Raw genomic sequence first — 14,530 nt, forward strand, 5'->3', positions numbered from 1 at the left:
CTAGACGCAATCACTGGCGGCCTCCTCGTCGAGCATGGGAAGGCCGTCCTGCCACCAGGCTGCCAAGTTGTGTACGTGAGGGGCCTTGAGGATCGTGAAGTGGTTGCCCGGACCGTACCAGATACTGAGGTCGGGGATATGCTTGCGCCATCCTTCGATCATTTGTTCCTGTTCGCGTTTGTTACCGGCTGTGTCCAGGGTTGGATCATCGGCCAGCACCAACCGCACCGGCCCGGTGTAGCGATGTTGCGGTTGATAAACCGTGCGCAGGGCCGTACCGAAGGCCCGCGCCGGACCGCGCATCGAATCCACCGCCGAACGCTGCGGCAGCATGCCGGCCCGTACCATGCCCGCATGCAGCAAGCGCATCTGCGCGGTATCGTCCTGGGTACCGAAGACCGTGGCATCGATCCCCAACGACTTGCCGGAAGCCAACTGCATCGCCTCGATCAGTCGATTCAGCACCCCCGTCGCGGTATAGGGCTTGCCCACCACGCCGTTGCCGCCCGGCGACTCACTGTCGATCAGCGTCAACGACGCCACCTTGCGCCCCCGGGCATGCAGGCGGGCCGCCATTTCGAACACGATCCAGCCGCCGAAGGAATGGCCGAGCAGATGCACCGGCCCCTCCGGTTGCACCCTGTCGATCGCTTCGAGGTACGCCTGGGCGGCGGTTTCCACGAGGCTGAAAGGCTCTGTGCTGCCGTCCAGACCACGGGGTTGCAGCCCATGGATTGGCCAGTCCGGACCGAAGGCGTCGGTCAGCCCGATAAAACCGGTCACGCTGTCGCCCGCCCCAGGCACACAAAAGATCGGAGCCCGGTCGGCGCGCCCGCCCTGGATAGTCAACAGCGGCTGGTAACCACTCCTTGGCAACTTCACCGGACGCGATGCGACGGTACGCAGTGCATCATCGATGGCCTGGCCCAAGGCCTTGACCTGGGGGGCCTGCATCATCGTCTGGTGGTTGCCCGGAACCTTGATGCAATGCATCTGGGCCTTCGGTAGGACGGCGTCCCAACCCAGATAGCCGGAATGCTCGGGCGCATCGTCCTTGCGTTCCTCGGCGACCAGCAGGTGCACCGGCACAGAGATCGGATACACCGAGTAATGGGCCAGCGCATGACCGTGGGCGACCTCCCGGTCCAGGTACTGCCAGAGCTGGGCCGCGCTGTAGCCCGCCAGTTCAGCAGGCAACAGACCTTCTTCACTGCACCGCTGCACCAGGCCTTCAAACTCGAAGTGGCCCAGTTGAGTCAGCAGATGAGTCAGGTTGGCGAGGACCGCCGCGAGGTCCGCCTCACCGATTGTCGAAGCCTTCCAGAACACCTCGCAACGATCCAGCAAATGCCGTTTGTGGGCCTCGTCCGGTGACCAGCGCTCTCTACCCTGGTCCACCAACCGCGGCAGATAGCTGTCGATCAGGCCGACGAACTCGACCTCTTCGTCCACGCCAATGAGCTGGATCGCGGTTTCGTAAGCCAGCACGCCACCAAACGACCAGCCGGCCAGCCGATAGGGACCATGGGGCTGGACCGAACGGATGATGCCCACCAGCCGCGAGGCCAGGCATTCCATCGTCTGCAACTGTGGCTCGCCCCATGGGATGGCCGGTAGGCCATAGACCGGAACATCCGGGTCGATGTGTTTGCCCAGTGCCGGGAAGTAAAGATCCAGGCCGCTGAACTCATGCACCAGGAACAGCGGGTTCTGCTGGCCGGTGGTGCGTACCGGTACAAAAGCTTCCTGTGCCTGGACTTCGGTGCCGCGGGTCTGCAGCAACAACGCCATGGATGCGACGCTTTCGTGCTGGAACAACTCGGCCAGCGACATCGTCAAGTTGGCTTGGGCCATCAGCCCCAGCAAACGAATCGCCAGCAGCGAGTGCCCACCCAATTCGAAGAAATTGTCGTGGCGACCGACCTGTTGCAGGCCCAGCACGGCTTGCCAGATCTGCGTCAACACGGTTTCGACTTCGCCTTGAGGGGCTTCGTAGACACGGCTGACGACGGCATCCTGGTCCGGTGCCGGCAACGCCCTGCGATCGAGCTTGCCGTTGGCGGTCAGCGGCAGTGCATCGAGTCGCACGTACGCCGCCGGTACCATGTAGTCGGGCAACTGTGCGTGCAGATGTCCACGCAGGTCCTCGATCCGGGTGGTCGCGTACGCAGCATGCAACGTGAAGTAAGCCACCAGGCGTTTCTCGCCCGGTACATCCTCACGGGCCAGCACCACGGTCTCTCTTACCGCTTCGTGTCGAGCCAGTTTGGCTTCGATTTCACCCAACTCGATACGCAGACCGCGGATCTTTACCTGAGCATCGTTGCGCCCCAGATAATCGATATTGCCGTCCGGCAAATAACGCCCCAGGTCACCGCTGCGGTACATCCTGGCGTCTTTTACCAGGCTGAACGGGTCTTTCACGAAGCGCTCGGCGGTCAACTGCGCACGGTTCAGATAGCCCCGCGCAACCCCGGCCCCGGCGATATAAAGCTCACCTGCCACGCCAAGCGGAACCGGTTGCAATTGCTCATCGAGCAAGTAAACCCGGGTGTTGGCCACCGGTTTACCGATATGCAACACCGTCTGCGAGGCCTCGATCAGTCCCGAAGTGGCGACCACGGTGGTTTCCGTAGGGCCGTAATTGTTGATCAGATTGAAGGGCAACTCGACAGGCCGCTTGCCCAGGCGGTCACCACCAATCAAAAGCGTGCGCAATTGATCGTGCCCCAGGTTGCGGCCAAACGCGTACTCGGCAATGGGCGTAGGCAGGAAACTCACATCCAACGCCTGGGCCTGCCACCAATCGAGCAGCGCATCGACGTCCTCACTGCCCGCATGGGCCGGTGGCAACAACAGCGTGGCGCCGCAACTCAGCGCAGGCCAAATTTCCCAGGCCGCCGCATCGAAACCGAAACCGGCCACGCTTGAAGTACGGCTGCCGTGCTTCAGGTCGAAGGCCTGACAATGCCAGTTCACCAGATTGTCGAGGTTACGATGTTCGACCATCACACCTTTGGGCTCTCCGGTGGAGCCCGAGGTATAGATGATGTAGGCCAGACATTGTGGCGTCAGCGCCGCGAGCACCGGGTTGTCTTCTGAACAGGCGCTTACCTGAGGCAGATCGGTGTCGAGCAACAGCACCGGCACATTCGAGATCGGCAACCGCCCTTGCAGGGCCTGTTGGGTCAGCAGCGCCACCGGGGCACTGTCCTTGAGCAGGTAGGCCAGGCGATCCACGGGATAGGAAGGATCCATCGGCACGTAGCAGGCCCCGGACTTCAGGATCGCCACCAGGCCGATCAGCGTCTCGAGACTGCGTTGCAGGCAGATGGCAATACGGTCTTCAGGTTGTACGCCAAGCGCCAGCAAGTGGTGCGCCAAGCGATTGGAACGGCGGTTCAGCTCGCCGTAGGTCAACTGTTGCGCGCCATACACCACCGCCACTGTCTTGGGATGCATGGCTGCTTGCGCTTCGAATCGTTGATGGATCGTCACGGGATCGGGGTAATTCACATCCGTACGGTTGAAATCCACCAGCAATTGCCGACGCTCGGCCGACGGCAATATCGAGACGCTGTTCAAAGGTGTGTGCGGCGCTTGCTCCAACGCCTCCACCAACCGCTCCAGGGCAATGTTCATGTAGATGCACATCCGCTGCGCACCGATCTGCGGCACCGCCAGCACCGACACGCTGAAACCTTCGCCCAGATCATCCACCGACAAGGTCAGCGGATAATTGGTGCGTTCCTCACTGCCCAGGGCCTCGATGCCTTCCCAGGCGGCGAACGCTTCGCTCGAAGCGGTGCCCATTGTGCTGTGCCGGTAATTGAGCAAGGCGCTGAACAGCGGCATTGGCGCGGCGACGGCGCTGCAACGCTGGGCCAAGGCCAGCGACGCGTGCTCGTGCCCCAGCAGATCGGTCAAGCGAGCGTGGGTGGCTTTCACCCCATCACGTACGCCTTGGGCACCGACATCCACCCGCAACGGCAAGGTATTGATGAACATGCCCAGTGCCCGGTCGGCGCCATCGCCGCCCTGCATCCGTCCCATCAATACGGTGCCAAAGACCACATCCTGCCTGCCGGACACTTTGCTCAGGACCTGCGCCCACGCCAAGTGATGCAGGCTTGCGGCACTCACGCCCAACTGACGGGCCTGGGCCCGCAGACGGCGGCTCAGGTCGGCAGCGAGGTTGAGTCCGGCGGCTTCGATATCGCTGCCGTCGCCGCGCACATCCAGCAAGCCGAACGGCAGCGTGGGTTCGTCGACATCGCCGAGCATGTCGCGGAAGAACCCTTCATGCGCCTCACGGCTCACGCCCAAGCGGGCCTGGGCCACGTAGTTGCGGAACGGCACCGCTGCGCCCAACTGGTCAGCGTGACCCAACAGGTGCGCCTGCATTTCGTGTTGCACCACCTCCAGCGCCGTGTGGTCGAGGGCCATGTGGTGGAACAGCAGCGTGGCGATCCAACGCTGGTTGGCGACGTCATGAGTGAACGCCAAGCGCATCAGCGGTGCCTGGCGTACATCGAGGCGCACATGTTGCCGGTCAAAACGCGCCAGCAGTTGCGCGGTGACGTCGTGGCCTGGTTCGAAAACACACTCGTCCAGAATCAGTTGTGCCTGGCGAACGACCACCTGCACGGGCTCGCGCAAGCCTTCCCAAAGTACAGCGGTGCGCAAGATGTCGTGCCGGTCGATGACGCCTTGCAGTGCGTTGACAAAGGCATCCAGCCGGGCACGGTCCTTGAAGTTGAAGGAGGCCTGCTGCACATAGAGATCGCCCTGCGGCGAAGCCAGGTGGTGATAGAGGATGCCTTCCTGCAGCGGCGCCAGGGCATAGATGTCCTGGACATTGGCCACGCCGCCCGGCACCGCCGCGACAATTCGCTCGATCTCCCCTTGCGACAGATCAGCCAGCGGCAGCATGTCCGGCGTGATGCGTGTGCAACCGGCCGGGATAGCGTTTACCGGCACCACAATCTCCGTTGCGCTGCCTACAGCCGCCGCCAGTGCCGCCAACGTCGGCTGGCCGAACAGCACGCGCACATCGGCGCTCAGGCCCACCTGGCGCATGCGCTCGATCAACGTGACCGCCAGCAGGGAATGCCCACCCAGTTCGAAGAAGTGGTCGTGACGCCCCACCCGCTCGACCTGGAGCAAATCGGCCCATAGCTGCGCCAGCGTGGTTTCGACGGTGCCCTGCGGGGCCTCGTATTCACGGGTGATCACCGCGTCCAGGTCCGGTGCCGGCAGCGCCTTGCGGTCAAGCTTGCCGTTGGGGGTCAGCGGCAGCGTATCGAGCCGCACATAGGCTGTCGGTACCATGTATTCCGGCAGTTGTCCTTGCAAGTGTGCCCGCAAGGTTTCGATGTCGGCAGTCTCATCGGCAGAATGCGTCGTGAAATAAGCCACCAGGCGTTTCTCGCCCGGTACGTCTTCACGGGCCAGCACCACGGCTTCCTTCACCGCCTCGTGTTGCGCCAGCCGCGCTTCGATCTCGCCCAACTCGATGCGGAAACCACGGATCTTCACCTGGTCATCGTTGCGCCCCAGGTACTCGATGTTGCCATCCGGCAGGTAGCGACCCAGGTCGCCGGTGCGGTACATCCGCGCATTCGCCGCACGGCTGAACGGATCCCGCAGGAAACGCTCGACGGTCAGTTCCGGACGGTTCAGGTAACCCCGCGCCACCTGCACCCCGCCGATGTAAATCTCCCCGGCCACGCCCATGGGCACCGGTTGTCGATGGGCATCGAGCAGGTAGATCCGGGTATTGGCAATCGGCTTGCCGATGGGCGTGCTGTCCGGCGTTTCGGCGCCCGTGCAGTCCCACGCGGTCACGTCCACCGCCGCTTCGGTCGGCCCGTACAGGTTGTACAGCCCCGTCTGCGGTAGTTGCGCCTTGAAGCGCCGCACCAGATGACCCGGCAACGCCTCGCCGCTGCACATCACCCGCACCAGACCTGCGCATTGACTTGCCTCGCCATGGGCCAGGAACACATCGAGCATCGACGGCACGAAGTGCAGCGTGGTGATGCCCTGGGCCTGGATCACTTCGCGCAGGTACGCCGGGTCGCGATGCCCACCAGGACGGGCCATCACCAGCCGCGCACCGCTGAACAGCGGCCAGAAGAACTCCCACACCGACACGTCGAAGCTGAACGGGGTCTTTTGCAGCACCGCATCGGCGGCGCTCAAACCGTATTCGTCCTGCATCCACAGCAGGCGGTTGACCACCGCGCCATGCTCGTTCATCACGCCCTTGGGCAGACCGGTGGAGCCCGAGGTGTAGATGACATAGGCCAGGTGATGGGCATGCAGGCCTTCGACCTGGGGATTGTGGGTTGGCTGGATCGAGAAACCTTCCTCGTCGGCCGCGTCTAACAGCATGACTTGGGCAGTGGTGCTCGGCAGGCTGGCCTGCAAGGCACGTTGGGTCAGCACCACCGTTGGCGCACTGTTTTCCAGCATGTAGGCCAGGCGCTCGTGGGGATAATCCGGGTCCAGCGGCACATACGCCGCGCCGGCCTTGAGAATCCCCAGCAGGCCCGCGACCATGTCCACGCCGCGCTCCACGCAGATTGCCACGCGGTCGTCCGGGCGGATGCCCAAGGCGATCAGGCGATGGGCAATCTGGTTGGCGCGACGATTCAGTTGCGCGTAGCTCAGTTGAGCTTCGTCGGACACCACGGCTACAGCGTCCGGGCACATATCAACGCGTACCTCGAACAGGCCGTGCAAGGTCAGGCCTTGCGGGTAATCGACCGCCGTGGCGTTGAACCCGTCCTGCAGAGACTGGCGCTCGCTGTCACCCAGCAACGGGATCTGCGCCACGAGGGCCTGCTCGTCAGCGACCATGGCGCGCAGCACGCACTCCAGGTACCCGAGGTAGCGTTCCATCGTGGTCTGATCGAAGAGCGCCGTGGCGTACTCCAGCGCCCCGAACAGGCGCCCCTCGATCAGGGCCATGTCCAGCAACACGTCGAACTTCGCAGTGCGGCTGGTCACACCCAGCCCTTGCAGCGACATATCGCCCAGTTCCAATCCCGTGGCTTCGTTGTTCTGCCATGACAGCATGGCCTGGAACACCGGGCTATGGGACAGGCTGCGCAATGGCCGGACCACCTCCACCACCTGTTCGAAAGGCAGGTCCTGGTGCGCCTGGGCATCCAGGGTCCGAACCTTCACTTGTTGCAACAAGGCTTGCACCGTCAGTTCATCCGCCACATCGACGCGCAACGCCAGCGTGTTGACGAACAGGCCGATCAAACCCTCGACTTCCGCCTGCATGCGGTTCGCCACCGGCGTGCCGATGACAACGTCGTGCTGGCCGGAGAGGCGACTGAGCACCGCGGCCCAGGCGGCCATGACCGTCATGAACAAGGTGGCGCCATGGCGCTGGCTCAACGCCTTGAGGCCTTGGGTCAGGGTTTCGTCGAGGACAATCCCCACCGCAGCGCCGGCGTGATCCTGCTGCGCAGGCCGTGGCCGATCGGTGGGCAACGTCAACAGGGCCGGTGCGTCGGCCAGGGTTTGCCGCCAGAAACGTTCCTGTTGGTCCAAGACCTCCCCGGTGAGCCAGCGCCGCTGCCAGAGGGCATAGTCCGCGTACTGAATCGGCAACGCCGGCAATGGATCGTCCTGCCCCTGACGGAACGCCTCATACAGCACGCCCAACTCATGGGTCAGCAGATCGGCGGACCAACCATCCGAGACGATATGGTGCAGGGTCACCAACAGCACGTGATCATCGTCCGCCATCCGCACCAGTCGGCCACGTACCAACGGGCCGTGGGCCAGGTCGAAAGCCTGGCGAGCCTCTTCCTCGGCCAGGGCCATCAGTTCGGTTTCGGCGTCCGCTCGCCCTGCCAGGGCCTGCAACCGCAACGCGAAGCCGACATCGACCGGGGCAATGCGCTGTTCCACTTCCTGCCCCTGCGCCTGCACAAAAGTGGTCCGCAAGGCCTCGTGGCGGGCCACGATACGGTCCAGTGCACGCGTGAGTGCCGAAGTATCCAGCGCGCCTCGCAGGCGTAGCCCCGTGGGGATGTGATACGCCGCACTGGTCCCATCCAATTGCGCCAGGAACCAGAGGCGCTGCTGGGCGAAAGACAACGGCAACGCCTGTTCGCGGGACACCGGCACGATACCGGGTCGGGTGCTGTGCGCCGCCTGGGAGAGCACCTGGGCCAGCGCACTCAATTGCGGTTGGGCAAAGACATCCCTCAGGTTCAGCTCCACGCCCAATTGTTCGCGCACCTGGGCGATCAAGCGCATCACCAGCAAGGAATGCCCACCCAGTTCGAAGAAGTGATCGTGGCGGCCCACCGACTCGACCTTGAGCAGAGTTTGCCAGATCTGCGCCAGAACGATTTCCGTGTTGCCCTGGGGCGCTTCATGGGTGCGGCTGGCGTACGCCTCGGCATCGGGTGCCGGCAACGCCTGGCGGTCGAGCTTGCGGTTCGGCGTCAGCGGCAGCGCGGCCAGGCTGACGAACGCACCTGGCAGCATGTACTCGGCCAGTTGCACCGACAACTGCGCGCGCAGGCTCGCCGCGTTCAGGTTCACTCCAGCCTGCGGCACCACATAGGCCACCAGGCGTTTGTCGCCCGGCGTGTCTTCACGCACGATCACCGCCGCTTCCTTGACCCCGGCACAGTCACCCAGCCGGGCCTCGATCTCGCCCAGTTCGATACGGAAGCCACGGACCTTGACCTGGAAGTCGTTGCGCCCCAGGTATTCGAGGCGTCCGTCCGGACGATAACGGGCCAGGTCGCCGGTCTTGTACAGGCGCGCATCGGGCTGGTCGCTGAACGGGTCGGCCAGGAAGCGTTCGGCGTTGATGGCGTCAAGGTTCAGGTAACCGCGGGCCACACCGTCGCCCCCGATGAAGATTTCCCCCGCGACCCCGAACGGCACCGGCTGGCGGTGCGCATCGAGCAGGTAGATACGGGTGTTGGCCATCGGCCTGCCGATGCTGGCATTGCCGAGGATGCCATCGACCGCGTCATGCTCCATGTAGGCGGCCGTGCAGGACACCGTGGCCTCGGTCGGGCCATAGGTGTTGATCAACCGGGTATGCGCCGGACGAACCGCGTCCCACATCTGCAGTTTCTGCGTCGACAAGGCGTCACCGGTGACGTTGATCAACCGCACGTCGCGCAAATAGTCCCGAGCCTGGGCCGGCGAGTTGTGCCATTCGGCCGCGAGGGTATGCCAATGGGCCGCTGTCAGGTGCAGGAAGGTCGGGCGAATATCGCCGTTTTGTTGCAACTCGGCACTGCCAAACAGCTGTCGGGTCGGCGCCAGGGTGGCACCGGCCAGCAGCGCCGGGAAGATCTCTTCCACCGACAGGTCGAAGTTCAAGGTGTTCTGCTGCAACACCGTATCGTCCGGTGTCAGGCCAAACAAGCGGACCGCATCGACGCAGTAGTTGACCAGGCCCCGGTGTTCGATCATCACCCCTTTGGGGTTGCCGGTGGAGCCCGAGGTGTAGATGACGTAGGCCAGGTGACGCACGCCCAGGGACGCAACGAGCGGATTGTCGTCGCGACCGGCGGCAATGCCGCAACGCACCCGCTCGGCGCGGTCGAGCAGCACCACCGGCACCGACAACGCGGGCAGACGATCTAGCAACTCACCTTGGCTCAGCAGCGCCACCGGGGCACTGTCGGCGAGCATGTAGGCCAAGCGTTCGGCTGGAAACGCCGGGTCAAGCGGTACGTAACCGGCACCGGCCTTGAGAATGGCCAACAGGCCGATGAGCATGTCGGCACCGCGTTCAACGCAGATCGCCACCCGATCATCCGGGCGGATGCCCAGGCCGATCAGGTGATGAGCCATCTGGTTAGCCTGGCGGTTCAGTTCGGCGTAACTCAGTCGCTCATCACCGAACGCGACAGCGATGGCGTCCGGTCGAGCCTCGACCTGGGCTTCGAACAACTGGTGGATGGTCTGTTCACGTGGGTATGCGGCCTGGGTCGCGTTGAGGCCTGCCAGCAAATGCTCACGTTCGGCGTTGTCCAGCAGCGCGATCCGTTCGATCCGGGTCTGGTCACTGGCGACCATGGCCCGCAGCAGGCGTTGGAAGTAGCCGAGGTAACGCTGCGCCGTGCCCTCGTCGAACAACGCCGTGGCGTATTCAAGGGCACCAAACATCTGCCCTTGGATCTCGCTCAGTTCCAGGGACACGTCGAATTTGGCAACGTTGCTTGCCGCACCCAGGCCTTCGAGTTTCAAGTCCCCCAGCACCAGTTCGGTGTTGTCATGGGTCTGCCACGACAGCATGGCCTGGAACAGCGGACTGTGGGCCAGGCTGCGCACCGGTTTGAGCACCTCCACCACTTGTTCGAACGGCAGGTCCTGATGCGCCTGGGCGCCAAGGGCCTGGGCCTTGACCCGGGCCAGCAAGGTTTCTACCGTCGGCGCCCCCGAGAGATCGATGCGCACGGCCAAGGTGTTGACGAAGAAGCCAATCAATCCTTCGACTTCCGACCGCGTGCGGTTGGCCACCGGCGAGCCGATCACCACTTCATCCTGGCCCGAAAGCCGGCTCAACAACGCCCCCCAGGCCGCCATCATGGTCATGTACAAGGTGACGCCGTGGCGCTGGCTCAGGGCCTTGAGGCTCGCGGTCAAATCGGCGTCGAAGACCACCGGCAATGTCGCCCCGGCATAGTCCTGTTGCGCAGGACGCGCACGGTCGGTGGGCAGCATCAACAAGGCTGGCGCATCGGCCAGGGCCTGTCGCCAGTAATCGCTTTGGGTTTGCAACACCTCGCCGCTCAACCAGCGACGTTGCCAGACAGCGTAGTCGCTGTACTGCACCGCCAGTGCCGGCAGTGGGTCGTCCAGGTCATGACGGAACGCTTCATAAAGCGCCGTCAATTCCTTGATCAACACACCAATGGACCAGCCGTCCGAGACGATGTGGTGCATGGTCAGCAGCAAGACATGGTCCTCGCTGCCGAGACGGATCAGCCGGCCGCGGATCAATGGGCCATGTTCCAGGCTAAAGGTGTCGGTGGCTTCCTGTGCCGCCAGCGCGTGCAGTTGTTCCTCGGCGTCGGCTTGGCCGCAGAAGTCATGGTGCAGCAACGCGAACCCGACATCGGCGGACGCAATGCACTGCCGAGCCTCCTGGCCTTGCTCCTGCACAAAGGTGGTACGCAGGGCCTCGTGACGGGCGACGATACGGTCCAGCGCCCGCTGCAAGGCGGTTCGGTCCAGCACACCGCGTAGGCGCAGCCCGGCGGGTATGTGGTAGGCCGCGCTCGCCCCTTCCATCTGTGCCAGGAACCATAGGCGCTGTTGGGCGAACGACAAGGGCAAGTCGTCCTTTCGAGAAACCCGGACGATCTCCGGAAACGTGCTGCGCCCGGCAACGGCCACTGCCTGCGCCAACCCCATGAGCTGGGGCTGGGCGAACAGTTCGGTCAGGCCCAACTCCACACCCAGGCGCAGACGTACCTGGGAAATCAATTGAATCGCCAGCAACGAGTGGCCCCCCAGTTCGAAGAACTGGTCATGACGACCGACCTGTTGCAGGCCCAGCAAGTCCTGCCAGATCTGCGCCAGGGTGGTTTCGACCTCGCCTTGCGGCGCTTCGTAGCCACGGGAAATGACGGCATCGAGATCCGGCGCCGGCAGGGCCTTGCGGTCAAGCTTGCCGTTCGGCGTCAGTGGCAACGCATCCAGGCGCACGTAGACGGCGGGCACCATATAGGCCGGCAGCTGTGCTAGCAGGTGCGCGCGCAGGGTTTCGATGTCTATTGGCGAATGCTGGGTGAAATAGGCGACCAGGCGTTTGTCGCCCGGTACGTCTTCCCGGGCCACGACCACGGCTTCTTTCAGCGCATCGTGTCGAGCGAGTTTGGCTTCGATCTCGCCCAATTCGATACGGAAACCACGGATCTTCACCTGGTCGTCATTGCGGCCCAGGTATTCGATGTTGCCGTCCGGCAGGTAGCGGCCCAGGTCGCCGGTGCGATACATGCGAGCGTTTACAGAGGTACTGAACGGATCCTTGAGGAAGCGTTCAGCCGTCAGGTCATCACGATTGAGATAACCGCGCGCCACCCCGGCACCACCGATGTAGATTTCGCCCGGTACGCCCAGTGGGACGGGCTGTTTGTGTTCATCCAGCAGATAGAACTGAGTGTTCGCCACCGGTTTGCCGATGTGCGCGGCAAACCCGTCTTCGCGGGCCATCGATACCCAGCTTGAATAGGTCGTGGTTTCCGACGGGCCGTAGAGGTTGCACAGGCGTTTGACCTGGGTCTGTTCGAACAAGGTTTCAACCAGGCTGCGCTTGAGCGCTTCACCGGCCACGTTGACCGTATCGACGCCCTCGCCCAATCCGCCGGATTCCAGCAACGCCTTGAGCGCCGACGGCACGGTGTTGATCAGGGTGATGTCGTGCTCGCCCTGTTGCAGTTCCAGCACATTAGTGACCACTTCGATGCTGCCACCCGAGGTCAACGGCGCGAAGCACTCATAGACCGCCAGGTCGAAGTTCAATGAGGTGGAGAACAGGGTTTTCGAAAGCGTTTCGGCATCAAACGAACGGTGTGCCCAGGTGAGGAAGTTCACCGTGTTACGGTGCTCGATCATCACGCCCTTGGGCAGACCGGTCGAACCGGAGGTGTAGATGACATAGGCCAGGTGCGACGAGGTCAGGCCAGGCACCTGCGGGTTGGGCCCTGACTCGTCCTGCCAGACGCCTCTGTCGAGGTCAATCACCGGCACCGCCGTCTCGCCCAACAAGCGACGTGTAGCCCCTTGAACCAGGATCGCCGCCGGGGCGCTGTCTTCGAGCATATAGGCAATGCGGTCCAGCGGATACGCCGGATCCAGCGGCACATAACCGCCGCCAGCCTTGAGGATCGCCAGCAAGCCCACGACCATGTCGATGCCACGCTCAACGCAGATCGCCACCCGCGAATCGGGCTCCACGCCCTGTTTGCGCAGGTAATGGGCCAAGCGGTTGGAGAGTCCATTGAGTTCACGATAATTGAGCTGACGCTGGCCATGGCGCACCGCCACGGCATCCGGCGTGCGCAGTACCTGGGCCTCGAACAGGCCATGGATGGTCTGCTCTTGCGGATAGTCAGCGTGGGTGGCATTGAAGTCCACCAGCAACTGCTCGCGCTCTGCTGCCGGCACAATCGGCAATTCACGCAACGCCCGTTCAGGCGTCCGTTCCAATGCTGCCACCAGGCTTTCCAGCGCTGTATGCATGTAACCGCAGACACGTTGGGCACCCACTTCGACCACTGCTTGAGCGGTGAACCGGAAGCCTTCGCCCAGGTCGTCCACGTTCAGGCACAAAGGATAGTTGGTGCGTTCTTCCATGTGCAGGGTTTGCATCCCCTGCCAGGCCGAGATGGCCTGGTCGGACACCGCTTCAGCCGCGCTGTGTCGATAATTGAGCAAGGTGCTGAACAATGGCAGCGAGGTCGGTACGCCACTGCAACGCTGCGCCAGGGACAACGAGGCGTGCTCGTGCCCCAGCAAGGCCGACAACCGGCCATGGGTCGCCTTGACTCCGGCCCGGGCGCCTTGAGCGCCGACACTGACGCGCAATGGCAAGGTATTGATGAACATGCCCAGGGCCCGATCGGCCCCGTCGCCGCCCTGCATCCGCCCCATCAGCACGGTGCCGAACACCACCTCTTCACGGCCCGAAACCCGCCCGACCACATGCCCCCAGGCCAAGTGAACCAGACTTGCCGCGCTCACACCGAGCTGACGGGCCTGGGCCCGCAGGCGCTGCGCCAGCGCAGCGTCCACGTCCTGATGTGCTTCTTCGATACCGCTGCCATCACCCTGCACATCCTGCAAGCCGAACGGCAACGTTGGCTCATCGATATCGCCGAGCATCTCACGGAAAAACGCTTCGTGCTGCTCACGACTGACCCCCAGTCGCGCCTGGGCCACATGATTGCGATACGGCACCGCGGGCGAAAGCAAGTGCGCCTGGCCCAAGAGACTGGCCTGCATCTCGTGCACCACGACCTCAAGCGCCGTGTGGTCCAACGCCATGTGATGGAACAACAGCATGCCGACCCAGCGCTGATTCGCCACATCCTGGGCAAAGGCAAAGTGCATCAGCGGTGCCTGGGCGATGTCGAGACGGTAATGACGCGGATCGAAACGCCCGTGCAGTTGCTGCACCACCTCGCCCCCCGCCGGATCCACCTCGATCTCTTCAAGGCCCAGGGTCGCATGGCGCCATACCACTTGCACCGGTGCTTCCAGACCTTGCCAGACCATGCTGGTGCGCAAGATGTCATTACGCGACACCACGCTCTGCAAGGCCTGGGCAAAGGCTTGCAACCGTTCGCGGTTGTCAAAGCCGAACAGCACCTGCAACACGTAGGGATCGCCCTGCTCCGCGGCAAGGTGGTGGTAGAGAATCCCCTCCTGCAATGGCGCCAGGGCGTAGATATCCTGCACGTTCGTCACGCCACCCGGCACCGTGGCCACGATTCGGTCGATGGCGTCCTGGTCCAGATCAGCCAGG

The 14,530-nt window shown here is 63.5% G+C and carries 1 protein-coding gene (only partly in view); it reads right to left on the minus strand.

What is annotated here, in order from left to right; all coding sequences use genetic code 11:
• On the minus strand, window positions 1–14,530 hold the 3' portion of the coding sequence (locus LOY70_RS30180; protein ID WP_413776652.1) for a non-ribosomal peptide synthase/polyketide synthase. The gene runs 80 nt beyond the window's last position; only the last 14,530 of its 14,610 coding nucleotides appear in the window; the start codon falls outside the window, past its right edge; it ends in the stop codon at window positions 1–3.

Origin of the sequence: Pseudomonas sp. B21-054, assembly GCF_026016345.1 — a bacterium.
Taxonomy (GTDB): Bacteria; Pseudomonadota; Gammaproteobacteria; order Pseudomonadales; family Pseudomonadaceae; genus Aquipseudomonas.